This is a genomic window from Nocardioides sp. Z22_16 (assembly GCF_058134365.1).
In genome coordinates this window covers 16,200-42,983 of sequence record NZ_JBYTTI010000005.1, presented here as the reverse complement: position 1 = coordinate 42,983, position 26,784 = coordinate 16,200, and the positions used below count along the sequence as shown (strand labels likewise).

Here is a 26,784-nt window from a genome sequence, read left to right as displayed (position 1 = left end):
ATGCGCCTCGTCTTCGCCGGCACCCCCGAGGTGGCCGTCCCCGCCCTCGACGCACTCGTCGCCTCCCACCACGAGGTGGTCGGCGTGGTGACCCGCCCCGACGCCCCGTCCGGGCGCGGGCGCAGGCTGGTCGCCAGCCCGGTGGCCCAGCGCGCCGAGGAGCTGGGGCTGCCCGTCCTGAAGCCCGAGCACCCGCGTGACCCGGAGTTCCAGGAGGCGCTGCGCGCGCTCCGGCCGGACTGCTGCCCCGTGGTGGCCTACGGGGCGCTCCTGCCGCAGTCCGCGCTCGACCTGGTGCCGCACGGCTGGATCAACCTGCACTTCTCGGTGCTGCCGTCCTGGCGTGGTGCCGCGCCGGTGCAGCACGCGATCTGGGGCGGCGACGAGGTGACCGGCGCGACGACCTTCCGGATCGTCAAGGAGCTCGACGCCGGCCCCGTGTTCGGGGTGATGACCGAGCGGATCCGCGAGGACGACACCGCTGGCGACCTGCTCGCCCGGCTCGCCGAGGGCGGTGCCGGCCTGCTGGTCCGCACCCTCGACGGAATCGAGTCCGGGGAGCTCGAGGCCCGGCCTCAGCAGTCCGAGGGGGTCACCTTCGCCCCGAAGATCACCGTCGAGGACGCCCGCGTCGACTGGAGCGAGCCCGCCGTCGCCGTGGACCGGCGGATCCGGGCGTGCACGCCCGCCCCGGGAGCCTGGAGCACCCACGAGGGTGAGCGGATCAAGATCGGCCCGGTCCGTCCGGTTCCCGGGCATGAGCGGCTCCTCCCCGGTGTGGTGGAGGTGACCAGGAAGGCGCTCCTGGTGGGCACCGCGACCGACCCGGTCCAGCTCGACCGGGTCAAGCCGTTCGGCAAGAAGGAGATGGCGGCTGCGGACTGGGCCAGGGGGGCGCGGCTCGACTCCGGCTTCCGGCTGGGCGACGCGGGCTGACATGGCAGCGTCCGACCCGCGTGAACCCGACCCGACCAGGCCCGCCGAGCCCGCCGACGTGGACCTGATCTGTGCGGCGCTCCCGGAGACCGAGCTCGGCGTCACCTGGGGCGACGTGCCGACCTGGAAGGTCCCCCGCGGCGAGAAGGGGCGCGGGTTCCTGCTCTACCGGCACCCGCACAGCAGCGCCCTGGACCCACGCACCGGGGAGATGTACGACGACCTCCTCGTCGTCGTCACCGCGGACGCGGGGGAGAAGGCGGCCCTCGTCGACGACCCCGGCACGCCGTTCTTCACCATCGACCACTTCAAGAGCACCAACGCGGTCCTGGTCCAGCAGTCCCGGCTCGGGGAGCTGAGTCTCGCCGAGCTGCGCGAGGTCCTGACCGAGGCCTGGGCATGTCGCGCCCCCAAGCGGCTGGTCGCGGCGCTGCGTGCGGCGGAGCAGCAGGATGGCTGACCCCCGCAGGAGCGGTGCCCGACGCGCCGGCGGCCGGCCCCCGCGCGCCCGTGGACCGGTGGACCCGGCCCGGCGTGCGGCGCTCGAGGTGCTCGTCGCCGTCCGGGTCGACGACGCCTACACCAACCTCGTGCTCCCCTCCGTGCTCCGCACCCACGGCCTGACCGGCCGGGACGCCGCGTTCACCACCGAGCTCGTCTCGGGGACGCTCCGGCGCCGTGGCACCTACGACGCGATCCTGGCGGCCTGCCTCGACCGCCCCCTGGCCAAGGTGCAGGCGAAGGTCCTCGACGCACTGCGGCTCGGCACCCATCAGCTGCTCTCCATGCGGGTGCCGGCCCATGCGGCGCTCAGCAGCACCGTCGACCTGGTGCGCGACTCCGCCGGGGCGGGCGCCGCCGGGTTCGCGAACGCCGTGCTGCGCCGGGTCTCCGAGCACGACCTCTCCGGCTGGGTCCGGCGGGTCGCCCCCGACCCGGGCCGCGACCCGCACGGGTTCCTGGTCGTCGCCCACTCCCACCCGCGCTGGGTGGTCGACCAGCTGGGTGCCGCACTGGCGCGGAGTCCGCGCACCAGCAGCGCGGTGCCCACCGCCGAGGAGCTCGAGTCGCTGCTGGCCGCCGACAACGAGGCGCCCGCCGTGGTGCTGGTCGCCCGCCCGGGTCGCGCCGAGGTGACGGAGCTGCCCGGGAGCCCGACCCCGCTCTCGCCCTTCGGGGTGGTGCTCGACGGGGGCGACCCCGGCGAGGTCGCGGCGGTGGCCGAGGGTCGCGCCGGCGTGCAGGACGAGGGCTCCCAGCTGGTCGCGCTGGCCCTGGCCAGAGCTGCTGTCGAGCCGGGGGAGCGGGACGAGCTCTGGCTGGACCTCTGCGCCGGTCCCGGCGGCAAATCGGCGCTGCTCGCCGCGCTCGCCTCCCAGCCCGAGGCGGGTGGCGCGCGGCTGCTCGCGGTCGAGCGACAGGAGCACCGCGCCCGCCTGGTGGCTCGGGCGTTGACCGGGGCCGACCGGAGCCTCGGGGTGGTGGCGGCGGACGGCACCGTGCCGGCCTGGCGTCCGGGGACCTTCGACCGCGTCCTTGTCGACGTGCCGTGCACGGGCCTGGGGGCGCTGCGTCGCCGGCCGGAGTCGCGGTGGCGTCGCACCGCCGGCGACCTCGACACCCTCGTCCCGCTCCAGCGCCGCCTGCTGGAGCAGGCTCTGGACGCCGTGCGGCCCGGCGGGGTGGTCCTCTACTCGACCTGCTCCCCGGTGCTCGACGAGACCGCGGAGGTGGTGGCGTCGGTGACGGCGGCGCGCGACGACGTACGCCTGGGGGAGGTCGGACCGCTGCTGCCCGAGGTGCGGGACGGCGCCGGGCCACTGCCCGGAACAGTCCAGCTCTGGCCGCACCGGCACCGCACCGACGCGATGTTCATGGCGCTGCTGCACCGCGAGCGCTGACCCCCGGAGCCGGTGCGCGGCGGCTAGCCTGCTCTCCGTGCCCTCCAAGTCGCCCGCCGTCGAGATCGAGGTCGACGACCGCGTGGTGCGGGTCAGCAACCCCGACCGCGTCTACTTCCCGGCCAGCGGTGCCACCAAGCTCGACCTGGTCGAGTACTACCTCAGCGTGGGGGAGGGGATCCTCAACGCCCTGCGGGACCGCCCCTGCATGCTGCACCGCTTCCCCAAGGGGCTGGCGGGCGAGAAGGTCCACCAGAAGCGCCTGCCCGCCGGGGCCCCGCCCTGGGTGGAGACCGTCGAGCTCTTCTTCCCCCGCTGGAAGCGGACCGCTGACGAGCTGTGCGTGACGGAGCTGGCCCAGGTGATCTGGGCCGTCCAGATGTCCACCGTGGAGTTCCACCCCTGGAACAGCCGTCGCGAGGACACCGAGAAGCCGGACGAGTGGCGCATCGACCTGGACCCGGGGCCGGAGTCGGACTGGGCGCAGGTGCGTCGCGTCGCCGGCGTCGCCCACGAGGTGCTCGACGAGCTGGGCGCGGTCGGGTTCCCCAAGACCAGCGGCGGCTCCGGGCTGCACGTCTACGTCCGGATCGCGCCGGAGCACGGGTTCGCCGACGTGCGCCGCGCCGCGCTCGCCTTCGCCCGCGAGGTCGAGCGGCGCGCGCCGCAGGACGTGACGACCGCCTGGTGGCGCAAGGACCGCGACCCCGGGGCGCTCTTCGTGGACTACAACCAGAACGCCCGCGACCACACCATCGCCGCCGCCTACTCGGTGCGGGGGGTGCCCGAGGCGCGGGTCTCCACGCCGGTGCGGTGGGAGGAGGTCGACGAGGTGGTCCCCGACGACTTCACCATCTTCACCGTGCCGGGGCGCTTCGCCGAGCTCGGCGACCTGCACGCCGGCATCGACGAGGAGGTCTTCGACATCGCCCCGCTGCTGGAGTGGGCGGAGCGGGACGAGGCGGGCGGGGCTGAGCCGCCCGCCGAGCCGGACTGACGCGCACCTACGATGAGCGCGTGGGAATCCAGATCACGCCGAGCATCCTGAACGCCGACCTCGCCGCCCTCGGGGCCGAGGTGGACCGCATCGGCAGCGCCGACTGGGTGCACGTCGACGTGATGGACAACCACTTCGTGCCCAACCTCACCCTCGGGCTCCCGGTGGTCGAAAGCCTGTCGAAGCACACCGACCTCCCGCTGGACGCGCACCTGATGATCGCCGACCCCGACCGCTGGGCCCCGGCGTACGCCGAGGCGGGGTGCAGCAGCATCACCTTCCACGTGGAGGCGGCCGCGGCCCCGGTCCGGCTGGCGCGGGAGATCCGCGCCCAGGGCGCCCGCGCCAGCATGGCGCTCAAGCCCGCCACCCCGATCGAGCCCTACGAGGCGCTGCTGCCCGAGCTCGACATGCTGCTGATCATGACGGTCGAGCCCGGCTTCGGGGGACAGAAGTTCCTGGACCTCTGCCTCCCCAAGATCCGCGCAGCCCGAGCCCTCATGGACAAGCACGGCGTCGAGACCTGGCTCCAGGTCGACGGCGGCGTCAGCCTGGAGACCATCGAGCGGTGTGCCGAGGCCGGCGCGGACGTCTTCGTGGCCGGCTCGGCGGTCTACTCCGCCGCGGACCCCGACCGGATGGTCCAGGAGCTGAAGGCTCGCGCGACGGCAGCCGCCGGGCGCTCCTGAGTCGCCCGAGCAGACCCGGACCGGTCATGCTCGGCCGGGCTGGGGGCCGGTCTCACACCGCTTGAGCACCTCGGCGGAGCACCAGTCCCGCCTCGCGCCGCCGTTGGCCACGTCGCGACCGGGACCGCCGACGAGTCGGTCCTTCCGCGGGCCCCCCTCGAGACGGTCGTTGCCCGGTCCGCCGAGGAGGCTGAAGGTGTGGCGGTCGCACGACGAGAACCACCGGAACTCCCCGGACCTCGCCGCCTTGAGGCGGTCGCCGCCACTGCGTCCCGTCAGCGCGCCCGAGCAGGCCCCCATGTAGAGGTCGTTCGCCCGGTCGGTGCCGAAGAGCTCGACGTGGTCGCCGAGGGCGGAGGCGTCCTCGAAGCCGCTCAGCTCACCTGCGGACGTCGTGGTCCCCGTGACCCGGTAGTCGCCGGTCCGCATGTCCCAGACGAAGGACCCCGAGGAGTAGAGCTGCACGTCGAAGAGGTCCCGTCCGGGACCGGCGTCGACGACGCTGCCCCGGGCCGGGAGCCAGCCGGCGACACTCACGGTGTCGTCGCCGTCGCCGAGCTGGCCGGCGACCAGGACGTTCTCCCCGACGTAGCTGACGTAGTCGTCGCCGGGGGAGCCCACCAAGGTCAGCTCGCGGGGCGTCGCGTCGTCGGTGGAGAGGTGGAAGCGCTCGAGGTCGCGCCACTGCGCGACGAGGCTCCCCTCCTCCACGAGCTGCCCGGCGGCGTTGTCGAGGATCGTCGCGCCCGCCGCCAGGTCGCGGAGGACCAGGTCGTCGCCCCCACCGCCGGTGATCGAGCCACCCTCGGCCCACGTCCCCGCATGAACAAGCCTGTCAGCCCCCGCCCCGAGGTCGACGACGTCCGCGTTGGGCTGCCCCGCGCTGCCGCTGTTGACCTGGTCCGGGCCGCCGCCGCCGAGGATCACGTCCGGCTCGGTGTCGACGAACGCCGCCGCCTCGATGCTCCAGTCACCGCCGCTGACCACGTCCCTCCCCGGCCCGCCCTCGAAGCGGTCGGCCCCCTCCCCGAGCGACACCGCAAGGTCCCGGCCCGGAGCGCCGGTGCCGTCGACCAGGTCGTCGCCCGGCCCGGCGTCGAGGAAGACCTGGTCCTCCGGGGCCGGTGAGTGGTCGCGGGCGCTGCCGATCACGCAGACCACGTCGTCGCCGCCGTAGGTCTCCACCTTCCCGGCGCCGTCGACCAGCACCACGTCGGGACCCTCGGTGCCCCTCACGGTCCCGGCGGTGCCGTGGATCGTCACGGGCAGTCCGCGGCAGGTCCTGGCGGCTGCGGTGCCGGCGGTCGGGGCCAGCAGCGTGGTGGCGACGAGGGCGGCGGTCAGCAGGACGGACGTACGGCGCATAGGTCCCCCGGGGTGGTCGTGCAGCGCGGTGGTCGAGCAGCAGCGAGGCTGCACGGTAGCGGTCGCGCCGCCGTCCGGGCACGTGCCGGCTGCGTGGCGTGGACGCCTCGGCCTCGCCGCTCCGGGTGTGTGGCACAGTTGGGTCCGCAAGAGCAAGAATGAGAGCTCGCGTGCTCTGGGGGCGGTGAAACTCCGCACCGGCGGTGACTGGACGAGGTGCGCCTCGTCCGGAAGTCCGCGACCCGGCCACTGCCAGTGGCCGGTTGACCAGGTGAGAATCCTGGACCGACGGTCAAAGTCCGGATGAGAAGACGCACGCAGGTCTCGCAGAGCAGATCCCCCTTCGTCGGGGGAGCCTCCGTGAGACCGCGCCCCCAGATGTCCGCGACGGACCTGGGAGAGGCGAATGAGAGCGACAGAGGCCGAGCAGCGGGCGATGCTGCGCGCGCTCACGCTCGCCGCCAGCCCCGGCGTCCCGCTGGGACCGAACCCCCGTGTCGGGTGCGTGCTGCTCGACGACGAGGGCCGCGTCGTGGCCGAGGGCTTCCACCGCGGCGCCGGCACCGCGCACGCCGAGGCGGACGCCTTGGCCAGGGCAGGGGAGTCGGCGCGGGGCGCCACGGCGGTGGTCACCTTGGAGCCGTGCAACCACACCGGCCGCACCGGTCCGTGCGCCCGGGCGCTGGTCGAGGCCGGGGTGCGCCGGGTGGTCTTCGCCCAGTCCGACCCGAACCCCGTGGCGCGTGGTGGCGCCGAGACCCTGCGAGCAGCCGGCGTCGAGGTGCTCGACGGCATGCTGGCCGAGGAGTCCCGCGAGCTCAACCGGGGGTGGACCTTCGCCGTGGAGCACGGGCGCCCGTTCGTGACCTGGAAGTTCGCCACCACCCTGGACGGGCGCAGCGCCGCTGCCGACGGCACCAGCCGCTGGGTCAGCTCGCCCGCGGCCCGGCTCGACACCCACCGGCTCCGCGCGCAGTGCGACACGATCATGGTCGGCACCTCCACCGTCTTGATCGACGACCCGCAGCTCACCGTCCGCGACGAGGACGACCAACTGCTGCCCCGCCAGCTGCTCCGCGCCGTGATGGGCCTGCGCGACCTGCCGGAGGATCGCCGGGTCTTCGACGACGCGGCCGAGACGGTCCGGCTCCGCACCCGGGACCCGCACGAGGCGCTCGCCCGGCTGCGGGCCCTCGACCGCCAGCACGTCTTCCTCGAGGGGGGTCCCACCCTGGCCGCCGCCTTCCTGGCGGCCGGCCTGGTCGATGAGGTCGTCACCTACGTGGCCCCGATGCTGCTCGGCGCCGGACGCTCCGCCGTGGGCGACCTGGGCATCACCACGATCGGTGACGCGCTCCACCTCGACGTCCTCGACGTCACCGTCCTCGGGGAGGGCCCCGAGACCAACCTCCGCCTCACCATGACCCCGCGAGAGGTCCCGGCTCCCCGGGACCCCGCCAGAGAGGACTCCTGACATGTTCACCGGAATCGTCGAGGAGCTCGGCACCGTGCACGCCGTGCTCGACCAGGGCGACGCCCTGCGCCTGACCATCGCCGCGGCGACGGTGCTCGACGACGTGCACCTGGGCGACTCCATCGCCGTCAACGGCTGCTGCCTCACCGTCAGCGAGACCGGGTCCAGCGGACCCGGCGGCGCTGTCGACCTGTGGACCGCCGACCTGATGCAGGAGACGCTGGACCGCACCAGCCTGGCCGGCGTGGCGCCCGGCGACCGGGTCAACCTGGAGCGCGCCGTCACCGCGGCCACCCGCTTGGGGGGCCACCTCGTGCAGGGCCACGTCGACGGGGTGGGCGAGATCCTCTCCCGCACCCCCAGCGCGCACTGGGAGGTGGTCGAGGTCTCGCTGCCCGCCGAGCTCGCGCCCTTCCTGGTGGAGAAGGGCTCGATCGCGGTCGACGGGGTCAGCCTCACGCTGGTCGACGTCGGCGAGTCCAGCTTCACCGTCAGCCTGATCCCCGAGACGCTCACCCGCACCACGCTCGGCTTCCGGCAGCCCGGTGACCGGGTCAACCTGGAGACCGACATGATCGCCAAGCACGTGGCCAAGCTCGTCCGCGCCTACCTTCCGGCGGGGGAGAGGCCATGATCATCCTGGAGTGGCTGGTCCACGGCACCATCCCCGTCCCCGGGGGCACCCTGAGCGCGCCGGAGGTGATCGGCAACGTCTTCGGGCTCGCCAGCGCGCTCCTGGGCATGAGGCGCTACGTGTGGGCCTGGCCCGTGGGGCTGGTGGGCAACGTGCTGCTCTTCACGGTGTTCGCCAGCGGGGAGCTGAGCAACGTCGTCTCCGAGCCCCTCTGGGGGCAGGCGGGGCGCCAGATCTTCTTCGCCGCGGTGAGCCTCTACGGATGGATGCGCTGGAGCCGGCTCCGCCGCGCCGGTGGTGCCGCGGACGGCGGTGTCCTCACCCCGCGCTGGGCCACCGGTCGCGAGCGTGCCCAGCTGGCCCTGGCCGGGCTTGCGGGCTACGCCGCCGCCTACGCGTTCCTGACCTGGATCGGTTCGTGGGGTCCCGCCACCGAGGCCTGGATCCTCGCCGGCTCGATGCTCGCCACCTGGGGGATGGCGCGCGGGTGGGTCGAGTTCTGGCTGGTGTGGCTGCTGGTCGACGTGGTCGGCGTCACCAGCCTGCTCCGGGCCGGCTACTACCCGACCGCCGTCATGTACCTGGTCTACGCCGCCTTCGTGGTGCTCGGCTTCGTGGTCTGGTGGCGCGCCGCGCGCGCCGCCGAGCCGTCGCCGGCGCCTGGCGGGACCGACCCACGCCGAACCGACCACGAGGTCACCGAAGGAGCACGGTCATGAGCATCCGACTCGACAGTGTCGAGAGGGCCGTGGCGGACATCGCCGCCGGGAGAGCGGTGGTGGTCGTCGACGACGAGGACCGCGAGAACGAGGGCGACATCATCTTCGCCGCCAGCAAGGCGACGCCGGAGCTGATGGCGTTCACGATCCGGCACTCCAGCGGGGTGATCTGCGTGCCGATGCCGGGGGAGATGCTCGACCGGCTGGAGATCCCACTGATGACGCCGCACAACAAGGACCGGCTCCGGACGGCGTACACGATCTCGGTGGACGCCCGTGACGGCGTCTCCACCGGCATCTCCGCGGCCGACCGGGCGCACACCGCCAAGGTCCTCGCCGACTCCGCGACGGAGTCCTGGGAGCTGACCCGTCCCGGCCACGTCTTCCCGCTGCGCTACCGGGAGGGGGGCGTGCTGGTACGCCGGGGGCACACCGAGGCGGCCGTCGACCTGGCCCGGCTGGCGGGCCTCACCCCGGCCGGGGTCCTGGTGGAGGTCGTCAACGACGACGGCACCATGAAGCGGGGGCCGGAGCTGCGCGAGTTCGCGGACGAGCACGGGCTGGCGATGATCTCGATCGACGACCTGGTCAGGTACCGGCGCCGCCACGAGATGCACGTCGACCGGGTCGCTGAGACCCGTCTCCCGACCCGGCACGGGGAGTTCACCGCCTACGGGTACCGGATCACCACCGACGGGTCCGAGCACGTCGCGCTGGTCCGCGGCGACATCAGCGGAGACGAGCCGGTGCTGACCCGGGTCCACTCCGAGTGCCTCACCGGTGACGTCTTCGGGAGCCGCCGCTGCGACTGCGGCCCCCAGCTGGAGGAGGCGATGGCCCGGATCGCCGAGGAGGGTCGCGGCGTGGTGGTCTACCTGCGCGGCCACGAGGGACGGGGGATCGGACTGGTGGGCAAGCTGCAGGCCTACCAGATCCAGGACGGCGGCCGGGACACCGTCGACGCCAACCTGGACCTGGGCCTCCCCGCCGATGCCCGGCACTACGGCGCCGCCACCCAGGTGCTGCGCGACCTGGGGGTGACGGCGGTGCGGCTGATGACCAACAACCCCGAGAAGACCCGGAGCCTCGAGGACTTCGGGATCCGGGTGGCCGAGCGCGTCCCGCTCACCCCGCACCCCAACGACCACAACCTGGCCTACCTGCTCACCAAGCGGGACAGGATGGGCCACCAGCTCCCCGACCTGGAGGTCAACTCATGAGTGGTGCAGGTGCCCCGGACCACGAGCACGTCGACGTCGACGACCTGCGCGTCGCGATCGTCGCCGCCAGCTGGCACGTCCAGGTGATGGACGGCCTGCTGGCCGGCGCCCGCAGGGCGATGGCGAGCTACGGCGTGGCGGCGCCGCTCGAGCTCCGGGTGCCGGGCACCTTCGAGCTGCCCGTGGTCGCCCAGGCGCTCGCGGCGCAGGGCTACGACGCGATCGTCGCGCTCGGGGTGGTGATCCGCGGAGGCACGCCCCACTTCGAGTACGTGTGCTCGGCGGCGACCGACGGTCTCACCCGGGTGGCGCTCGACCACCAGGCGGCCATCGGCTTCGGCGTCCTGACCTGCGACACCGAGCAGCAGGCGCTGGACCGGGCAGGGCTGCCGGGCTCGGGGGAGGACAAGGGCTACGAGGCCGCCTCGGCGGCACTGGTGACCGCCCGGACCATCAAGGACATCCGCGACGGCGTGGACCGGCGTGCGTGAGCGACCTGGGCACCGCATAGGCTGGTCGCCGTGAAGACGTTCGAAGGTCTCTGGGCCGAGCTCAACGAGCTGGCACAGACCCGTCCCGAGGGATCCGGCACCGTGCGAGCGCTCGACGCCGGCGTCCATACGATCGGGAAGAAGCTGGTCGAGGAGGCCGCCGAGTCCTGGATGGCGGCCGAGCACGAGGGCAAGGAGCGGGCGGCCGAGGAGATCAGCCAGCTCCTCTACCACGCCCAGGTCCTGATGCTGGCCAGCGGCATCAGCCTCGACGACGTCTACGCACACCTGTGAGGCTCTGAGACCCATGACCGAGATCCAGAACGGCGCGCTGCTGCGCGTCGCGGTGCCCAACAAGGGGGCGCTCTCCCAGTCGGCCTCGGAGATCCTGCGCGAGGCCGGCTACCGGCAGCGCAGCGACTCCAAGGAGCTCGCGCTGGTCGACCCGGAGAACCACGTCGAGTTCTTCTACCTCAGGCCCCGTGACATCGCGCTCTACGTCGGCGAGGGCACCCTCGACGTCGGCATCACCGGGCGCGACCTGCTGCTCGACTCCGGCGCCCAGGCCGACGAGGTGCTGGGCCTGGGCTTCGGACGCTCCAAGTTCCACTTCGCCGGCCCGGCCGGGCGCTACGCCGAGCTCGGCGACCTCGCCGGCAAGCGGATCGCCACCTCCTACGTGGGGGTGGTGCAGCGGTTCCTCGACGAGCGGGGGATCGAGGCGACCGTGCTCAGGCTCGACGGTGCGGTCGAGACGAGCATCCAGCTCGGAGTCGCCGACGTGATCGCCGACGTGGTGGAGACCGGCTCGACGCTCCGCGCCGCGGGCCTGGCGGTCTTCGGCGAGGTCATCCTCGCCTCCGAGGCGGTGATGATCTCCCGCCGGGGCACGCCCCACAGCGACCTGCAGGTCTTCCGTCGCCGCATCGAGGGCGTCCTGGTCGCCCGCAGCTACGTGATGATGGACTACGACATCCGCACCGAGCAGATGACCGACGCAGTCGCACTGACCCCCGGGATCGAGAGCCCGACGGTCTCCCCGCTGCACCGCGAAGGGTGGGTCGCCGTCCGTGCCATGGTCCCCCGGGAGGGTGCGCAGCGCCTGATGGACCAGCTCTACGACCTGGGTGCCCGGGGCATCCTGCTCACCGATGTCCATGCCTGCCGTCTCTGAGCGGCCGCCGCTGCCGCACACCTGGCGACCCCTCGGGGTCCGCCTGGCCGCGACGGCCTGCGCGGTGATGCTCCTGGTGATCTGTGCGGTCGCCTGGTTCGGCTTCGACGAGTCGATCAGGGCCCGCTTCACCCTCTTCCAGAAGAGCACCATGCTCGTGCTGGGGCTGCTCGCCCTCTCGGTGGGCCACGCGCTGGCCCGCTCCCGCGTGGTCGCTCGGCCAGAGGGCCTGCTCGTCGTCAACGGATACCGTCGCCGCACGCTGGAGTGGGCGCAGGTCGTCGCCGTCCGGATGCCGCCAGGGTCGCCGTGGGCCACGCTCGACCTCAACGACGGGACGACGGTCCCGGTGATGGGGATCCAGGGCTCCGACGGGGCGCGGGCCAGGGCGGCGCTGCGCGAGCTGCGTGCCTGTCTCGAGGACTGAAGCCCGCTCCGCCTCTCAGCGGCCCTCTCAGCGGCCCTCTCAGCGGCCCTCTCAGCGGCCCAGCATCGCGCCCACCCGGGCGGGGGTGAAGCCCGGGAAGACCGCCGGGATGCTCGCCCCGAACCGGACGGAGACGACCTCCGCGAGCACGCTGCGGTAGTCGGTGGTGACGAGGAGGTCGGAGTCCGCTCCGTCGACCAGCCCGGGCCAGGTGCCGTGGTAGCCGCCACGGACCCCGGCGCCGAGCAGGAGCATCACGGTGCCGTACCCGTGGTCCAGTCCCCAGTTGGCGTTCTCGCGCACGCGGCGGCCGAACTCGCTGAGGCAGACGACCGTCACCTGCTCGCCCAGCTCCCCGAGGTCGGCGAAGAAGGCGGCGAGGGCGCCGGCCAGCTGCTCGGCGTTGCGCTTCATGGCTCCGCCGGCGACCGTGCCGACGTCGGTGTGCATGTCCCAGTCCCCGTGGTCGACCGTGACCACCTCGACGCCGACGTCGCTGCGGACGATCCGGGCCACCTCGCCGAGGGCGCGGCCCAGGTCGTGGGTGGGATAGGTGGCGCCGTTGAGCGGCGTCTTCTCGGCCTGCTTGACGGGGGCGAACTCGCCCACCGCGGTGAAGGTGGCCCGCATCGACCGCGCCAGGTGGGTCTGGCGCTTGTCCCAGAGGGTGTGCAGCGACCTGACCCGGCCGCCATGGGTGTCCCACTGGTCCGCCCCGGCGATGCCGACGTCGGCGATGCTGCGGGTGGTCAGGTGGGGGGCGGGGCCGTAGAGCGCGGCGGGTGAGCTGCCTCCCAGGTGCATCGCCTGGAGGGGGGTGCCCAGCGACTGCGCGCCGACCAGCCGGTTGAGCCAGCCGCTGCGGGTGGCGGCGCCGGGGGCGGCGTCCTCGAGCTCCTCCATCGCGGCGAAGTGCGAGCGGTTGCGCGCAGGCAGTCCGGCGGCGTGGACGCACGCCATCTTCCCGGCGTCCCACAGCGGCAGCAGCGGGGAGAGCGCGGGGTGGAGCCCGTAGAACCCGTCCGCGGCGACCAGAGACTCGGGCGGCACGGCGAGCCGAGGGCGGGCCTGGGCGTAGACGGGATCGCCGTGCGGCACGACCAGCGAGAGGCCGTCCGCCGCACCGCGGAGCGAGAGCACGACGACCACCCCGCGAGCTTTGCCGGAGGCGGCCACCGCCGCGGGCTGGACGACGGCGGTCCCGAAGGTCGTCGCGACGCCCGCCGCGAGCGCCCCGCCGAGGAAGGCGCGGCGCGAGGAGCGGGCCATGGCCGAGAACTCCGCGCAGCACGCGGCGGCGCCCTGGGGCTGGGGGACGTCGGGGGAGGGAGGCATGGCGGTCACCTGACGAAGAATTCCGGGGAGTCGAGGAAGGTGGTGAGGAGTCGGGCCATGCTGTACCGGACCAGGGGATGGTCGTGGGTGATCTTCTCGCCCGGTCGCAGGTTGGTCGCCTCGCAGCAGGCCTTGAGCAGGGCCGATGTCGAGGGCTGGTGCAGCAGCTCGCGCGACAGGTGGTCGACGAGCTCGTCGAAGCGCATCCCCGACCTGGGCACCCAGGACTTCGGCGGCCGGTAGCGGATGTCCTTGGTCGGCCACCAGCCGCCCGCCATCGAGTAGTGCATCCGCAGGGAGGCCAGCAGACGGGAGGTGGAGGACCAGGCCGCGTTGTCCAGCGGAGTGCCGTCGGGGCGCGGCCAGGAGAAGGGCATCGCCCCCACCGTCTGGGCCTGCCACAGCATGGAGTTGGCGGCCGAGTCGGAGGCGGAGGGTGGGGAGACCCGTACCCGCAGGGCGCGGTAGGTGGCCACCACGTCCTCCGCCGGGTCGCGAAGCTTGTCCCCGATGGAGCGCCGGAACTCGCGTGAGTCGACCAGGGCCTCCAGCACCGGGCGGATCTCGGTGTCGTGAGCGAGGTAGACCTTGGCGAGGCGGGAGACGAGGCGGGCCGGCGGGTCGTCGGCGACGAACTTGATCGCGAGCTTGCGGGCGATGCGCTCCGCGGTGTCGGGGTGGTGGGCCAGGTAGCGCAGGTACTTCCGGGTGACTGCCCGTCCGTCGGCGGAGGCGTTGGGGTCGGAGAACCCCTTGACCCGCACCCGGCCGGTGGCGTGCAGGTCGGACCGGTACGAGGCCTCCCAGGTGCGCCACATGTCGACGTGCCACCCGGTCAGGATGCGGGCCGACGCCTTCACGTCGTCCTCGTCGAAGTTGCCCCGGCCCACCGTGTGCAGCTCGAGCAGCTCACGGCCGAGGTTCTCGTTGGGCCTGGTCGGGGTCGAGCTGGCGTTGTCCAGGTAGATGAGCATGGCGGGGTGCGTGATGGCGGCGAGCAGCAACTCGTCGAAACGCCCCAGTGCCTTGCGGCGGATCGTCTCGCCGTAGTCGCGTCGGTAGAGGAACCACTGCTCGCCGTTGGTCGGCACGTTGAGGTGGTTCTCCCAGAACTGGGCCATCGTCTCCTGCACCTGGCGACGCGAGTGCATGCGACGCGCCATCACCCAGCGCTGGTAGTCCTCCATGACCAGCCAGCCGCCGCGGATGCCGTCGGAGTGGTTCTTCCACAGGGCCAGCGGGCCGTGGTTGAGCATCGGCCACCACGACGCGGTGCGCGCGTGCGTGCGGTCGGAGACCTTGGACGGCTTGAGCTGCCAGGCGAACCACTCGCGGGCGCCGCCCTTGCGGCGCACCTCCCGGGCCAGCTCGGGGGTGATCCCGTAGGAGAACCGGCTCACCAGGTGGCGGTCCTGCTTGTCCAGCAGAGGCCGCTGTGCCCAGGTGCGTGGCCGGTAGCGCGGGGCGGCCTCGGACGGCGCACCGAGCACCAGTGTGGTGCCGGCCGCGAGGGCGCCGCCGCGCAGCACGGCGCGGCGGCCGGGGGACGTGGTCCGAGACGACATGGCCGCGAGCCTAGGGGGCCGGGGTCGCCGTGTCTCCTGAACCCAGCGATCCTGCCCGCGGCCCGGTGAGCCGCGGATGTGCTCCGGTGAAGAGCTGCAGATCTGCGCGTTCGGGCGTCCGCTCGCGGCCGAAGTGCGTCTGCTCGCGCGCCGCCCAGGCCCCCCAGTGCGGGGCGAAGGCGTCGCCGTCACGGGCCAGGCCCCGCGCCAGGCGCAGGGTCGTGGGGGCCGCCACCCACACCAGCCCGCTGCGGTAGGGGGCGGTCAGCCGGGAGCCGGCCCCCACTCCCTCGACGACCAGCAGCGGTGACGGGGAGAGCCGGCTGCGGCCGGCGAAGCGGCCCGCGTGCCAGTCGAACCGGCGCGGTGCCGCCTCCCGCCCGGCGTGCAGGGGCGCCAGGACGTCGGCCACCAGGTCGGCGACCAGCCGAGACAGTCCGCCCTGCCACCCGGCGAGCAGGTCGTCGAGGTGGAGCACGGTCGTGCCGGGCCGCGCCCGCGCGATCCCGGCGGCCAGCGTGGTCTTCCCCGACCCCGCGGGCCCGTCCACGCAGAGGACCGGCGGCCGGGCGGCGGCCTCGTCGACGACGTCGAGGGCGAGGCGGATCGCCTCGTCGACCACCGGGTGGGGTGCCCGCACGGCTCAGAACGCCTGGCCGGCGCCCCGGTAGCTGGGCACCGAGTCGACGATCCGGTCACCGCTGAGGAGGTGGACGGTGGGCGTGTGCTCGAAGAGCTCGCCGGACTTGGCGTGCCGGAACCACACCAGGTCCCCGATGTCGAGGCCGGTGACCGGATGCCCGGTGAGCGGGGTCTGGACCTCGCCGGCCCCTTCGAGCGAGGTGAGCCGCAGGCCGGGAGGGCACCACGGGATGGGTTGCCGGTCGGCGCCGGGCGGGCCCGAGGCGATCAGGCCGCCACCGTGGACGGTGACGACGTCGGGTGCGGGTCGACGGGTCACCGGGGCCCCGAAGAACGCCGCGGGCCGTGGGCGGAAGGAGCGGTAGTGGTCGAAGAGACCGGGCACCAGCAGTCCCGAGCCCGCCGCGACCTCGGTGACGTGGGGGTCCTCCGCGCTGGTCTCCACCGAGCCGGAGCCGCCGGAGTTCCAGAACTCCAGCGGACCGTGGGGCTCCAGGGCCTGCGCGACCTCGGCCCGCCGGGTCGCGAGCTGGCGCACCGACGCCGCCTTCATCCGGCGGACCAGGGTCGAGCGCGCCCGCTCGCCGGGCACGTCGTCCGGCACCCCGGCGACCTGTCCCTCGTACATCATCACGCCGACCAGGCGGAACCCGTCGCGCCGCGCGACCTGGTCGGCCAGCGCCGAGACCGAGGCGGCGTCGTGCAGGGGCGAGCGCTTGGGGCCGACGTGCCGGCCGGCGATCCGCAGGCCGGCGTCGACGTCGAGGGCAACCCGGATCTGCACCGCCTTGGACGCGCGCAGGGAGTCCACCACGTCCAGGTGAGCGACGTCGTCGACCATCAGGCAGACCGCGGCGGCGGTGGCGGGGGAGGCGACGAGCTCGGCCAGCGCGGCGCGGTCCACGGTGGGGTAGCCGACGACCACGTCGTCGGTGATGCCCTCGCGGTGGAGCCAGAGCGCCTCACGAAGCGTGTAGGCGAGGACGCCGTGGAAGCCCGGCCGTGCCAGAGCCCGGGAGATCAGGGCAGGGACCCGCAGGGACTTGGAGGCGACCCGGATCGGGGTGCCGCCCGCACGGCGCACCAGGTCGGCGGCGTTGGCGTCGAAGGCGTCGAGGTCGACCACGGCCAGTGGGGTGGGCGGCGGCCCGGGCAGGGCCTGCGTGGCCTGCTGCAACCTGGTCAGGAGACGGTTGCGCTCCACGAGGCCGTCTGTCATCAGGTGATCCCGCGCTTGCGCAGGAGGGCCTCGATGTCGGCGAGATCGTCGTCCACCGGGGGGGCCTGCTGCCCCTTCTTCCTGCTCTTGCTGCTGGCGGCCGGGGGGAGAGCCCCTCCGGTCTTCGCTCCAGGCAGCTCGCTGCCCGTCCGCGGGCCGCGCGCGAGCTCGCGGCCGCGGAGGAAGGCCGAGACCATGAAGAGGAGCACCGAGAGGCCGGCCAGTGCCACCCCGGACCAGACCACGGGGCTGAGCACCAGGTGCGTGGCCCAGTCGGTGACCGAGCCGGCGATCTCGGTGAACATCTCCATCGTCCCGGTCAGCCACGCCGCCGCGGGCAGCAGCGTGAAGGCCGCCCCGCGGGTGGCCGCGGCCGGGCCCCTGTTCCGGGCCGCCCACCAGGTGTAGAGCACCCCGACCACCGACAGCGTGAGCGCCAGTGCGCCCCAGGTCACCTCGTCCACGGCACCAGCGTCCCACACCGTTGTCTAGGCTGGTGGGCACCATGGCCGACTCCCCGCGCTTCGACGGCGCTCGCATCCTCCAGCCAGGTTTCCCCGGCGACACGGGCGAGGCGGACCCCTCGGTCGCCGCCGCGCTCGCGGGCTACGACCGGACGCCTGGGACCTTCGCCGCGGCGGTCTCGGCGCTGGCCGGCAGCCGTCTCCTGGTCCCGGTGGTGGCGGTGCTGGGCGAGGTCGAGATCGACGAGGCGGGGCTCGCCCACGACAAGTCCAGCGACATGGCCGCCGTCCTGCTCACCGGGGCCGACGGCCGGGTCGCCCTGCTCGCCTTCACCTCCACCCAGGCCCTGGCCGCCTGGGACCCACAGGCCCGACCGGTGCCGGTGACGGCCGAGGTCGCGGCCCTCAGTGCCGTCCAGGAGCAGGCCGACGCCCTGGTCGTGGACGTGGCCGGGCCTGCTCCCTTCGTGCTGGAGGGGCAGGATCTGGAGGCGTTCGCAGCCGGCTGGCGCCTGGCCAAGGTCGGGGACCGCTACGGGTGGCTGCGGCCCGGCACCTGAGGGCTCGGGGGTGCCGGCTTGGTCGCGCGGGAACACTCCGGTAGCATCGACGCGTTGACCGACGTGTCCGGTTCCACCGGGCACGTCACCAAGCGGAGGCTTGCAAGACGTCTCCCACCCGCACCGGCCGCGCAAGGTCGTCGGGTCCGGTCACGGAACAGTCCCGCGAGGGAGGGTTCCGGGAGTGTCCCCGGGTGTGCTGGGGGATGCGTCTGACTGGCTTCCGCTTGGAACGAGCGGGAGCCATCGTCCATTTCGGAGACGGTGTCCTCGCACAAGACCACTGGAGGACACATCAGCACAGAGCTGCGTATCAACGACAGGATCCGGGTTCCCGAGGTCCGGCTCGTTGGACCCAACGGCGAGACGGTCGGCATCGTGCCGACCGACCAGGCACTCAAGCTTGCCCAGGAAGCGGACCTCGACCTCGTCGAGATCGCTCCCCAGGGGCGTCCGCCCGTCTGCAAGCTCATGGACTACGGGAAGTTCAAGTACGAGAACGCCCAGAAGGCTCGTGAGGCACGGCGGAACCAGACGAACGTGATCATCAAGGAGATGAAGCTTCGTCCCAAGATCGACGCCCACGACTACGAGACGAAGAAGGGCCACGTGGTCCGCTTCCTCCGCGCCGGGGACAAGGTCAAGATCACGATCATGTTCCGCGGCCGGGAGCAGCACCGTCCCGAGCTCGGCTTCCGGCTGCTGCAGCGGCTCGCCGAGGACGTCGCGGAGCTGGGCTTCGTCGAGTCCGCGCCGAAGCAGGACGGCCGCAACATGATCATGGTCCTGGGCCCGAACAAGAAGAAGGCCGACGCCAAGGTCGAGGTGCAGGCCGCCAAGGAGACCAAGGCTGCCGAGAAGGCCGCGGCGGACGCCGAGGAGCGCGCAGCCTTCGCGCCGGAGGCGGGCCGCAAGGTCGCCCAGAAGAAGGCGCGCGGTCGCTCGGAGAACCTCGACCCCGAGATCGAGGCCTGAGCACCCACCCCCACTTCGGCGGCCCGGCCCGGTCGCCGTACGCACCACGAGAAGAGAGAGCATCGACATGCCCAAGAACAAGAGCCACTCCGGTGCCGGCAAGCGCTTCCGCGTGACCGGTTCGGGCAAGATCCTTCGCGAGAAGGCCGGCAAGCGTCACAACCTGGAGAAGAAGCCCTCCAAGGTGACCCGTCGGATGACCGGGACCGTCGAGGTCGCCAAGGCCGACGTTCCGCGTGCCAAGAAGATGCTGGGTCTCTGACCGCTCTTCACACCCCCACACTTCCTCCCGGTCCGCCGACCGGAGGGACAGACAGCAACAAGGAGTAAGAAATGGCACGCGTCAAGCGGGCAGTCAACGCCCACAAGAAGCGCCGGGTCGTCCTCGAGCGCGCCTCCGGCTACCGCGGGCAGCGGTCGCGGCTCTACCGCAAGGCCAAGGAGCAGGTCACCCACTCGCTGGTCTACAGCTACAACGACCGCCGCAAGAACAAGGGCAACTTCCGCAAGCTGTGGATCCAGCGCATCAACGCGGCTGCTCGCGCGAACGGCATGACGTACAACCGTTTCATCCAGGGCCTCAACCTGGCCGGCATCGAGGTGGACCGCAAGATCCTCGCCGAGCTGGCCGTCAACGACGCCCCCGCGTTCGCCGCTCTCGTCGAGGCCGCCAAGGCTGCCCTCCCCGAGGACGTCAACGCCCCCAAGGCCTCCTGACCACCCTGTGGTGACCCCTCTGTCCGCGGGCAACACCCGCGTGAAGGAGGCCAGGAAGCTCAGCCGCCGCTCGGTCCGCACCGAGCGGCGGCTTTTCCTTGCCGACGGACCCAAGGCTGTCCAAGGCGCTCTCTCGGTGCCGGGCTGCGTGGTGGAGGTCTTCGCGACCCCGTCGGCGGCCGCCCAGTTCGCCACCTTGCTGGAGCCCGCCGCCCGGGTCACCCTCGTGGAGGACCGCGCCCTCGCCGGTCTCTCGGAGTCGGTCACCCCGGCCGGGGTGGTCGCCCTGTGCCGGTTCCTCGACGTCACCCTCGCCCGCGCGGTCGAGCTGGCGGGCGACCACGGTGGCCCACGCCTGGTCACCGTCTGCCACGAGGTGCGCGACCCCGGCAACGCCGGGACGGTGATCCGGGCCAGCGACGCCGCGGGAGCCGACCTGGTCGTGCTGACGGGCAGCTCGGTCGACCTCTACAACGCCAAGACGGTGCGGGCGTCGGTCGGCAGCCTGTTCCACCTCCCGGTGGTGGTGGAGCCCGACCTCGGGTCGGTGCTGAGCGTCCTTCGGGACGCCGGGCTCGCGGTGCTGGCGGCCGACGGCGCGGGGGAGCGGGACCTGTTCGAGATCGACCTCGCCGGACCCACCGCCTGGCTCTTCGGCAACGAGGCGCACGGGCTGCCGGCGGAGGTCTCCGCAGCGGCCGACCAGCGGGTGGCCATCCCGATCCACGGTCGGGCCGAGAGCCTCAACCTCTCCACCGCGGCCGCCGTCTGCCTCTATGCCAGCGCGCGCGCCCAGCGTACGGTCGGCTCGTGATCCTGATCGACCCCCCGGCGGTGCCCCGCTGGGGCCGCCTCTGGTCCCACCTGGCCAGCGACCACTCGCTGGAGGAGCTGCACGCCTTCGCCCGTGCGCACGAGCTGCCGCTCCGGGGGTTCGACCGGGACCACTACGACGTGCCCGACGAGCACCACGCCCGGATGCTCGCCGCCGGCGCGACGTCGGTCACCTCCCGCGAGCTGGTGCTCAGATTGCGTCAGGCGGGCCTGCGTCGTCCCAAGCCATCCTCCGCAGGGTGACGAGCTCGCGCGCCACGTTGGCGCGCGCGGCGCTCTCCCAGCCCTCCCGGGCGTGGTCGGTGGAGAAGAGCCACGGCTGCGCGGTCAACGACTCCAGCACCGCGATCCGGCCGAGGGCGAACGTCCGGTCGTCCAGGTCGGCGTACTCGTGGCGCACGCCCGCGGCGTACTCGGCGTACCGCTCGGGGGTCGCGGCGAGGATGGCGAGGTCGGCGTCGGAGAGCGCCGTGCCGTTCGCGTCGCCGGGATCGGGGCGGTGGTGCTCGGTGACCAGGACCAGGCGCACCACCTCCTCCACGTCGACGCCGGTGTCCTGCAGGGCCTCGGCCGCCCAGCGGGCGGAGCGCTCCTCCGCGTCGCGCTCGCCGTCGTAGACCGCGTCGTGGAACCAGGCGGCGAGCAGCACCGGGAGGCGGTCGAAGGGGTGCGGCCGGCCGAGCTCGCCCAGGCGCTCGAGCACCTCGTGCAGGTGGCGCAGGTCGTGGTATCCCCGTCCGGGCGCCGTCCACGCGCCCTCCAGGGCGAGACGGAGATCCGGACGGTCCGGCAGCGGCCACCAGCGAGTCAGATCGGGCATGTGACCATTCAACTGGGTACATTTCGCGGGTGACGCACCCATCCCTGGATCTGCTCCCGGACGGGGTCGTCGTCGCCGATGCCGACGGCCTCGTCACCGCCGTCAACACCGTGGCGCGCGCCATGCTGGGCGCCTCCGCCCAGGAGGGGAGGCCGCTGACGGAGGTGCTCACCCTCGTCGACCAGGCAGGCCGGGACTGGTGCGCGTGCAACGTGCCCTACGCCGGTCTCGGGACCCGGACCGGCGTCCCCGAGCAGTCCTGGATCCTGCCCAGCGGCGGCGAGGTGCTGGTGAGCGCCAAGATGCACCGCGCGGCCCCCCATGCTCCGGTGCAGCAGGTGGCGGTCTGCCTGCGCAGCGGGCGCGGACGGGAGCGGCTCGACCGCGGGCGCTCCGACCTGGTGGCGACCGTCGCGCACGAGCTGCGCTCGCCCCTGACGGGGGTCAAGGGCTTCGTGCAGGCGATGCTCAACCGCTGGGACCAGCTCAGTGACGCGCAGAAGAAGCTGATGCTCGAGACGGTCAACGCGGACGCCGACCGCCTCGCCCGCCTGATCGCCGAGCTCCTCGACGTGGCCCGGATCGACACCGGTCGACTCAGCCTCTACCCCCGCGAGGTCGATGCGCGGGTGCTGGTGCGTCGCGTCGTCGACTCGGTGCAGGCCGCGACCTCGCGCACGGTGGTGCTGGAGGCCCCGGACGCCGGCGTCGAGGTCTTCGCCGACCCCGACAAGCTCACCCAGGTGGTCACCAACCTGGTGGAGAACGCGGTCCGGCACGGCGAGGGGACGGTCCGGGTCCGCCTGGAGCCTTCCTCGCTCGGCGACCAGGCAGCCGGGGCGGTCCTGGTGGTCACCGACGAGGGCGAGGGGATCCCGGAGGACCTGCGCCGGCGGGTGCTCACCAAGTTCTGGACCTCCGGCGCGGCCGGCGGGTCGGGACTGGGCATGTACATCGCCCACGGTCTCACCCGGGCCCATGGCGGGAGCCTGGTCATCGACGACCGCCCCGGCGGCGGCGCGCGCATCACCATCGAGTGGCCCGGCGAGGACCGCCGGCCCGAGTGAGGTCGTCGGCTCGATCTGCACCGAACCTTCACGAGTCGTCACCACCTCGCACACCGCTCGACTCCTAGGGTCGGGACCATGGCGGAGACGGCGAGCAGGGCACGACGACTGGTGCTGGTGGTGGAGGACGACGCGGTCATCAACCAGTCCTTGACCGACCGCCTGGTCGCCGAGGGGTACGACGTGGAGCGGGCCTTCGACGGTCCCGGCGCGGTGGCCCGGGCCGCCGCCCGGCCCCCGGACGTGGTGGTCCTCGACGTGATGCTGCCGGGCTACGACGGTCACGAGGTCTGCCGGCGGCTCCAGGCCGAGCGGCCGGTCCCGGTGCTGATGCTCACCGCCCGCGACGAGGAGGCCGACGTCCTGGTCGGTCTCGGCGTGGGTGCCGACGACTACCTCACCAAGCCCTTCCGGATGCGCGAGGTGGTCGCCCGGATCGCGGCGCTGCTGCGCCGGGTCGAGCGCGCCGAGGAGCTCGCGACCGCGGCGCCCGGTCTCCGGACCCTCACGGTGGGGGAGCTGAGCGTCGACCCCGCCGGGCGGCGCGCCGCCGTAGGCGGAGAGCAGGTCCACCTGACGCCGACCGAGTTCGACCTGCTGGTCGCTCTCGCCTCCCAGCCCGGCCGGGTGCTGACGCGCGAGCAGCTGCTCTCCCGGGTCTGGGGGTGGGCCGACGCGTCGGGCACCCGCACGGTCGACAGCCACGTCAAGGCGCTGCGCGCCAAGATCGGGGTGCACCGGATCCGGACGGCTCATGGGGTCGGCTACGCCCTGGAGCATCCCGAGGGGGAGCGATGAGCGCCCTGACGCCCCTGGGCTCCATCCGCACCAAGCTGGGCGTGCTGGTCGCGGTCTCGGTGCTGGTGACCGCCCTGGTGGCGACCGTGGGGACTGCCGCCGGGGTGCCCGCCTGGCTCTCCCTGCCGGTGACCGTCCTCCTGGCCCTGGCGGTCACCCAGCTCCTGGCTGCCGGGATGGTGGCGCCGCTGCGGGAGATGACGGTGGCCTCGCAGCAGATGGCACGCGGTGACTACGCGATCAGGGTGCTGACCCCCAACACCGACGAGGTCGGGCAGCTGGCCTCGGCCTTCAACACGATGGCCGACGACCTCGGCCGCGCCGACGCCGAGCGTCGCGACCTGGTGGCGACGGTCTCCCACGAGCTGAGGACCCCGGTCGCCGCGCTCGGGGCCCAGCTGGAGAACCTGGTGGACGGCGTCGTCCCGGCGGACACCCACCATCTGCAGGAGGCGCTGGGCACCGTCCAGCGCCTCGGCGACCTGGTCGCCGACCTGCTCGCGCTCTCCCGTCTGGAGGCGGGTGTCGTCGAGCTCGCCCCGGTCCCCACCGGGCTGGCCGGGCTGGTGGGGGAGTGTGTGGAGCAGGTGCGGCGCTCCGGCCGGGACGTGCCGGTCGAGGTCGACGTGCCGAACGGCCTGTCGGTCCTGGTCGACCCCTCCCGACTGCGTCAGCTGCTGGTCAACGCCCTCGACAACGCGGCCCGGCACACCCCCGACGGGGGACGGGTGACGGTCGTCGCGGGAGAGGCGGAGGACGGTTCGGGGCAGCCGGGTGGCTGGTGGCTGGAGGTCCGTGACCCGGGGCCAGGCGTGCCGGCGGCCGACCGGGAACGCGTCTTCGAGCGCTTCGGCACCGACCCCGCCGGCGGGGGGACCGGCCTCGGGCTGGCGATCGCGCGCTGGGTGGCGAGGCTGCACGGCGGCACGCTCCGGTTCCTCGACCCCGAGGAGGGGAGCGGGGCACGGCTCCGCCTCGAGCTGCCGGTGGCGCCGCCGACTGACGGCCCGGCGTCCGCGACGGCGGTTGCCCTGGGGCCGTCGCGGACGTCGAGGTCACCACTCGACCAACCCTCGGCCCCGGCGTCGGCCCCGGTGTCGGCCCCGGTGGGCTCCGCCCTGGACCAGCTCTTCGGCGAGGTGTGGCCGGAGCGGGCACCGGCCGCAGACCTGCGACCCGTCCTGGCCTCCCTCGCGGTGGGCGTGGTCGCCGGGGCCACCATGACCTTCGCCGGTCCTGGCCTGTCCTGGGCCCTGGTGCTGCTGACCGCGGGGCTGTGCGCGTGGTTCGCCTCCTCGCGGCGCACCGACCGGTTCACGCTCGGCTGCGGACTGGTCGCCGCAGCACTCGTCTCGACCCTGGCCCTTCGGGCCAACGAGGGCCTGGCCGTCCTGGCGGTGGTGGTGGCGGCCGGGGTCTTCCTGGCCGGAGTGACGCGAGCCCGGACCTTCCGCGGGATGCTGCTCAGCGGTCTCGCGTGGCCGTTGGCCGGCCTGCGCGGCCTGCCCTGGTTCGGACGGACGCTCCGGCTGGTCGGGACCCGCGGCCTGGCGCCTGCGGTGGTCCGGACCGCGCTCGTCTCGGCCCTGGCCGTCTCGGTCTTCGCGCTGCTCTTCGCCTCCGCCGACCTCACCTTCTCCCGTTGGCTCGAGCGGCTCGTCCCGGACGCCGGCTTCGACGAGACGGTGGCGCGCCTCTTCGTGACCCTGGCGGTCTTCGGCATGACACTCGCAGCGTCCTACCTGGCCCGTAACCCCGCTCGGGTCGACCCGGACACCGGGACGGTGGTCCCGGCCACGTCGCGCTGGGAGTGGCTGGTGCCTCTGCTCGCCGTCGACGTGGTCTTCCTGGTCTTCGTGGTGGCCCAGGCCCGGGTCGTGCTGGGCGGTCACGACTACGTGCGACGCACCGCCGGGCTCAGCTACGCCGACTACGCGCACCAGGGCTTCGGTCAGCTGGTGGTGGCCACGGCCCTCACCCTGGTGGTGATCTGGGCGGCGGCCAGGCGGGTCGGCACGGACCCGGCAGACCGCCGGTGGCTCCACGTCGCGGCGGGGCTCCTCGGCGTCCTGGCACTCGCCGTCGTCGCCGCCGCGCTCGGCCGGATGGCCGTCTACCAGGACGCCTACGGCTTCACCACCCTGCGCCTGGTCGTCAACGTCTTCGAGGGATGGCTCGGACTGGTCGTCGTCGCGGTGCTGGTGCTGGGGTGGCTCGGGCGCGCTGCCTGGGTGCCGAGGCTGGCCCTCCTCTCCGGGGGCCTCGCGCTCCTCGGGCTGCTGCTCCTCAACCCCGACGCGTGGGTCGCTGAGCGCAACATCGACCTCTACGAGCGCACCGGGAACCTCGACGCCTCCTACCTCTCGGAGCTCTCCGACGACGCCGTCCCGGTCGTGGTCGCGCGCCTGCCGGAGGACGTGGCCCGGTGCGTCCTCGCCGTGGGCCGCTCCTACCCCCCGCGGGAGAGCGACGACGAGTCGGGGACAGGGGACTGGACGTGGGGGGCCTCGCGGGCCGACCGGGCTCTCGCCGGTCTCCGGGCCCGGGATGGCGGCGACCCGCTCGACTGCGAGGCTGTGCTCCCTCCCGCGGGTCCCAGCGCGGAGGCTCCGCGGGATCGGCCCTAGACTCTGGGGGTCCCGACCACTGCTGGAAAGGGAGCCATGTCCGGCCCCAACACCGACTACGACCCCGTCGAGGTGACCCCGCTCAAGGCCGAGCAGGTCGAGGCGATGCGCGAGGCGGCCCTGGCCGCCGTCGCCGCCGCGGGCGACCTCGACGCCCTCCGGCAGGTTCGCCTCGACCACGCAGGCGACCGCTCCCCGCTGGCCCTGGCCAACCGGGAGATCGGTGCACTGCCGCCGCAGGCGCGCAAGGAGGCTGGCCAGCGGGTCGGCCAGGCGCGAGGAGCGGTGGCCAAGGCCATGGCCGAGCGCCAGGCCGTGCTGGAGGCCGAGCACGAGGAGCGGATGCTGGTCACCGAGACGGTCGACGTCACCTTGCCCACCACACGTCGCCGCCGGGGCTCGCGTCACCCGCTGACCCTGCAGTCGGAGCTGATCGCCGACATCTTCACCGCGATGGGGTGGGAGATCGCCGAGGGGCCGCTGGTCGAGGCCGAGTGGCTCAACTTCGACGCGCTCAACCTCGGCCCGGACCACCCGGCCCGCACCATGCAGGACACCTTCTGGACCGAGCCCGCCGGGAACCACGTGGTGCTGCGCACCCAGACGTCGCCGGTGCAGGCCCGGACGATGCTGACGCGCCGGCCGCCCATCTACGTCGCCTGTCCCGGCCGGGTCTTCCGCACCGACGAGTACGACGCCACGCACAGCCCGATGTTCCACCAGGTCGAGGGACTCGTGGTCGACGAGGGCATCACCATGGCGCACCTCAAGGGCGCGCTCGACCACTTCGCTGCGCGCCTCTTCGGCGACGGCATCGGCACCCGCTTCCGTCCGTCGTACTTCCCCTTCACCGAACCGTCCGCCGAGGTCGACCTGCTCTGCTTCGTCTGCCGGGGGGAGAACCCGGAGGAGTGCCGGACGTGCCGGGGCGAGGGATGGATCGAGTGGGGAGGCTGCGGCGTGGTCAACCCGCGCGTGCTGGTCGCCTGCGGCGTCGACCCCGAGGTCTACTCGGGCTTCGCCTTCGGCATGGGCATCGACCGCTCGTTCATGTTCCGCCACGACCTGGAGGACCTCCGCCCGCTCTTCGAGGGCGACGTGCGGTTCAGCTCCGCCTTCGGCACCGAGATCTGA

At 73.3% G+C, this 26,784-nt stretch carries 30 protein-coding genes and 1 riboswitch; of the genes, 23 read left to right on the top strand and 7 right to left on the bottom strand.

From position 1 onward, the window contains the following. From fmt to rpe, 5 genes are read left to right on the top strand one after another with little or no spacing between them, the layout of a single operon-like run. Positions 1–936 (top strand): methionyl-tRNA formyltransferase, encoded by a 936-nt coding sequence (gene fmt, locus AC3X7R_RS15340; protein ID WP_489966544.1) that lies wholly within the window; start codon positions 1–3, stop codon positions 934–936. 1 nt (position 937) lies between these two features. After that, entirely contained in the window at positions 938–1,396 is a 459-nt protein-coding gene (locus AC3X7R_RS15335; RefSeq protein WP_489966543.1) for an MmcQ/YjbR family DNA-binding protein, read from the top strand. Continuing rightward, positions 1,389–2,837 (top strand): RsmB/NOP family class I SAM-dependent RNA methyltransferase, encoded by a 1,449-nt coding sequence (locus AC3X7R_RS15330; RefSeq protein WP_489966542.1) that lies wholly within the window; start codon positions 1,389–1,391, stop codon positions 2,835–2,837. Before AC3X7R_RS15335 ends, AC3X7R_RS15330 begins: the two co-directional genes overlap by 8 nt. Before the next feature lie 37 nt (positions 2,838–2,874). Continuing rightward, positions 2,875–3,834: a non-homologous end-joining DNA ligase gene (gene ligD, locus AC3X7R_RS15325; RefSeq protein ID WP_489966541.1), complete on the top strand. Its 960-nt coding sequence runs from the start codon at positions 2,875–2,877 to the stop codon at positions 3,832–3,834. Positions 3,835–3,854: 20 nt separating this feature from the next. After that, positions 3,855–4,523, top strand: a complete 669-nt coding sequence (gene rpe / locus AC3X7R_RS15320) for a ribulose-phosphate 3-epimerase (RefSeq protein ID WP_489966540.1) — start codon at positions 3,855–3,857, stop codon at positions 4,521–4,523. Positions 4,524–4,547: 24 nt separating this feature from the next. Here the strand turns inward: rpe and AC3X7R_RS15315 are convergent, their stop codons facing one another. Further along, complete coding sequence (locus AC3X7R_RS15315; protein ID WP_489966539.1) at positions 4,548–5,888, bottom strand: hypothetical protein; 1,341 nt, start codon at positions 5,886–5,888, stop codon at positions 4,548–4,550. A 166-nt stretch (positions 5,889–6,054) separates the two neighbouring features. After that, positions 6,055–6,209, top strand: a riboswitch (FMN riboswitch). 85 nt (positions 6,210–6,294) lie between these two features. Between AC3X7R_RS15315 and ribD the strand changes: the two genes are divergently transcribed. The 8 genes from ribD to AC3X7R_RS15275 are packed head-to-tail and all read left to right on the top strand — an operon-like array spanning position 6,295 to position 12,027. After that, complete coding sequence (ribD, locus tag AC3X7R_RS15310) at positions 6,295–7,362, top strand: bifunctional diaminohydroxyphosphoribosylaminopyrimidine deaminase/5-amino-6-(5-phosphoribosylamino)uracil reductase RibD (RefSeq protein WP_489966538.1); 1,068 nt, start codon at positions 6,295–6,297, stop codon at positions 7,360–7,362. Between the two features lies 1 nt (position 7,363). Further along, positions 7,364–7,996 (top strand): riboflavin synthase, encoded by a 633-nt coding sequence (locus AC3X7R_RS15305; protein ID WP_489966537.1) that lies wholly within the window; start codon positions 7,364–7,366, stop codon positions 7,994–7,996. Continuing rightward, positions 7,993–8,715, top strand: a complete 723-nt coding sequence (locus tag AC3X7R_RS15300) for a nicotinamide mononucleotide transporter family protein (RefSeq protein ID WP_489966536.1) — start codon at positions 7,993–7,995, stop codon at positions 8,713–8,715. The genes AC3X7R_RS15305 and AC3X7R_RS15300 overlap by 4 nt, the downstream gene beginning before the upstream one ends. Next, positions 8,712–9,935 carry a bifunctional 3,4-dihydroxy-2-butanone-4-phosphate synthase/GTP cyclohydrolase II gene (locus AC3X7R_RS15295; RefSeq protein ID WP_489966535.1) on the top strand — a complete coding sequence of 408 codons (1,224 nt, stop codon included), beginning with the start codon at positions 8,712–8,714 and terminating at the stop codon, positions 9,933–9,935. The genes AC3X7R_RS15300 and AC3X7R_RS15295 overlap by 4 nt, the downstream gene beginning before the upstream one ends. Further along, positions 9,932–10,426 carry a 6,7-dimethyl-8-ribityllumazine synthase gene (gene ribH / locus AC3X7R_RS15290; protein ID WP_489966534.1) on the top strand — a complete coding sequence of 165 codons (495 nt, stop codon included), beginning with the start codon at positions 9,932–9,934 and terminating at the stop codon, positions 10,424–10,426. Before AC3X7R_RS15295 ends, ribH begins: the two co-directional genes overlap by 4 nt. A gap of 30 nt (positions 10,427–10,456) precedes the next feature. Continuing rightward, positions 10,457–10,720 carry a phosphoribosyl-ATP diphosphatase gene (locus tag AC3X7R_RS15285; RefSeq protein ID WP_489966533.1) on the top strand — a complete coding sequence of 88 codons (264 nt, stop codon included), beginning with the start codon at positions 10,457–10,459 and terminating at the stop codon, positions 10,718–10,720. Between the two features lie 13 nt (positions 10,721–10,733). Beyond that, positions 10,734–11,600 carry an ATP phosphoribosyltransferase gene (hisG, locus tag AC3X7R_RS15280; RefSeq protein ID WP_489966532.1) on the top strand — a complete coding sequence of 289 codons (867 nt, stop codon included), beginning with the start codon at positions 10,734–10,736 and terminating at the stop codon, positions 11,598–11,600. Next, positions 11,584–12,027: a PH domain-containing protein gene (locus AC3X7R_RS15275; RefSeq protein ID WP_489966531.1), complete on the top strand. Its 444-nt coding sequence runs from the start codon at positions 11,584–11,586 to the stop codon at positions 12,025–12,027. The genes hisG and AC3X7R_RS15275 overlap by 17 nt, the downstream gene beginning before the upstream one ends. A 51-nt stretch (positions 12,028–12,078) precedes the next feature. Here AC3X7R_RS15275 and AC3X7R_RS15270 read toward each other — a convergent pair whose 3' ends face one another. From AC3X7R_RS15270 to AC3X7R_RS15250, 5 genes are read right to left on the bottom strand one after another with little or no spacing between them, the layout of a single operon-like run. After that, positions 12,079–13,362, bottom strand: a complete 1,284-nt coding sequence (locus tag AC3X7R_RS15270) for a DUF1501 domain-containing protein (RefSeq protein ID WP_489966530.1) — start codon at positions 13,360–13,362, stop codon at positions 12,079–12,081. Positions 13,363–13,367: 5 nt separating this feature from the next. Next, positions 13,368–14,927 (bottom strand): DUF1800 domain-containing protein, encoded by a 1,560-nt coding sequence (locus AC3X7R_RS15265; protein WP_489966529.1) that lies wholly within the window; start codon positions 14,925–14,927, stop codon positions 13,368–13,370. A gap of 10 nt (positions 14,928–14,937) precedes the next feature. Continuing rightward, positions 14,938–15,567, bottom strand: coding sequence for a nucleoside/nucleotide kinase family protein (locus AC3X7R_RS15260; protein WP_489966528.1), 630 nt, complete (start codon positions 15,565–15,567; stop codon positions 14,938–14,940). A 3-nt stretch (positions 15,568–15,570) separates the two neighbouring features. Continuing rightward, positions 15,571–16,788 carry an amino acid deaminase/aldolase gene (locus AC3X7R_RS15255; protein ID WP_489966527.1) on the bottom strand — a complete coding sequence of 406 codons (1,218 nt, stop codon included), beginning with the start codon at positions 16,786–16,788 and terminating at the stop codon, positions 15,571–15,573. Further along, positions 16,788–17,252, bottom strand: coding sequence for a hypothetical protein (locus AC3X7R_RS15250; protein WP_489966526.1), 465 nt, complete (start codon positions 17,250–17,252; stop codon positions 16,788–16,790). The genes AC3X7R_RS15255 and AC3X7R_RS15250 overlap by 1 nt, the downstream gene beginning before the upstream one ends. 41 nt (positions 17,253–17,293) lie before the next feature. Between AC3X7R_RS15250 and AC3X7R_RS15245 the strand changes: the two genes are divergently transcribed. From AC3X7R_RS15245 to AC3X7R_RS15220, 6 genes are all read left to right on the top strand, one after another. Beyond that, positions 17,294–17,812, top strand: a complete 519-nt coding sequence (locus AC3X7R_RS15245; protein WP_489966525.1) for an SseB family protein — start codon at positions 17,294–17,296, stop codon at positions 17,810–17,812. A gap of 264 nt (positions 17,813–18,076) precedes the next feature. After that, on the top strand, positions 18,077–18,787 hold the full coding sequence (infC, locus tag AC3X7R_RS15240; RefSeq protein ID WP_489966524.1) for a translation initiation factor IF-3: 711 nt from the start codon (positions 18,077–18,079) through the stop codon (positions 18,785–18,787). A 67-nt stretch (positions 18,788–18,854) separates the two neighbouring features. Next, on the top strand, positions 18,855–19,049 hold the full coding sequence (rpmI, locus tag AC3X7R_RS15235; RefSeq protein ID WP_157339999.1) for a 50S ribosomal protein L35: 195 nt from the start codon (positions 18,855–18,857) through the stop codon (positions 19,047–19,049). Between the two features lie 71 nt (positions 19,050–19,120). Next, the gene (gene rplT, locus AC3X7R_RS15230; RefSeq protein ID WP_489966523.1) at positions 19,121–19,504 is read left to right on the top strand and encodes a 50S ribosomal protein L20; all 384 of its coding nucleotides are present in this window, start codon (positions 19,121–19,123) and stop codon (positions 19,502–19,504) included. Positions 19,505–19,514: 10 nt separating this feature from the next. Continuing rightward, complete coding sequence (locus AC3X7R_RS15225) at positions 19,515–20,318, top strand: TrmH family RNA methyltransferase (RefSeq protein WP_489966522.1); 804 nt, start codon at positions 19,515–19,517, stop codon at positions 20,316–20,318. Next, positions 20,315–20,581, top strand: a complete 267-nt coding sequence (locus AC3X7R_RS15220) for a DUF4031 domain-containing protein (RefSeq protein WP_489966521.1) — start codon at positions 20,315–20,317, stop codon at positions 20,579–20,581. The genes AC3X7R_RS15225 and AC3X7R_RS15220 overlap by 4 nt, the downstream gene beginning before the upstream one ends. On the opposite strand, the gene AC3X7R_RS15215 is transcribed toward AC3X7R_RS15220, so the two are convergent. Then, the gene (locus tag AC3X7R_RS15215) at positions 20,529–21,158 is read right to left on the bottom strand and encodes an HD domain-containing protein (RefSeq protein WP_489966520.1); all 630 of its coding nucleotides are present in this window, start codon (positions 21,156–21,158) and stop codon (positions 20,529–20,531) included. The genes AC3X7R_RS15220 and AC3X7R_RS15215 overlap by 53 nt on opposite strands. A gap of 29 nt (positions 21,159–21,187) precedes the next feature. Between AC3X7R_RS15215 and AC3X7R_RS15210 the strand changes: the two genes are divergently transcribed. The 4 genes from AC3X7R_RS15210 to pheS all read left to right on the top strand — a co-directional run bounded on the left by AC3X7R_RS15210 (position 21,188) and on the right by pheS (position 26,784). Beyond that, entirely contained in the window at positions 21,188–22,225 is a 1,038-nt protein-coding gene (locus tag AC3X7R_RS15210) for a sensor histidine kinase (protein WP_489966519.1), read from the top strand. Between the two features lie 78 nt (positions 22,226–22,303). Beyond that, positions 22,304–23,023 (top strand): response regulator transcription factor, encoded by a 720-nt coding sequence (locus AC3X7R_RS15205; RefSeq protein ID WP_489966518.1) that lies wholly within the window; start codon positions 22,304–22,306, stop codon positions 23,021–23,023. After that, complete coding sequence (locus AC3X7R_RS15200; RefSeq protein WP_489966517.1) at positions 23,020–25,650, top strand: DUF4153 domain-containing protein; 2,631 nt, start codon at positions 23,020–23,022, stop codon at positions 25,648–25,650. The genes AC3X7R_RS15205 and AC3X7R_RS15200 overlap by 4 nt, the downstream gene beginning before the upstream one ends. Positions 25,651–25,686: 36 nt before the next feature. Continuing rightward, positions 25,687–26,784 (top strand): phenylalanine--tRNA ligase subunit alpha, encoded by a 1,098-nt coding sequence (gene pheS, locus AC3X7R_RS15195; protein WP_489966516.1) that lies wholly within the window; start codon positions 25,687–25,689, stop codon positions 26,782–26,784.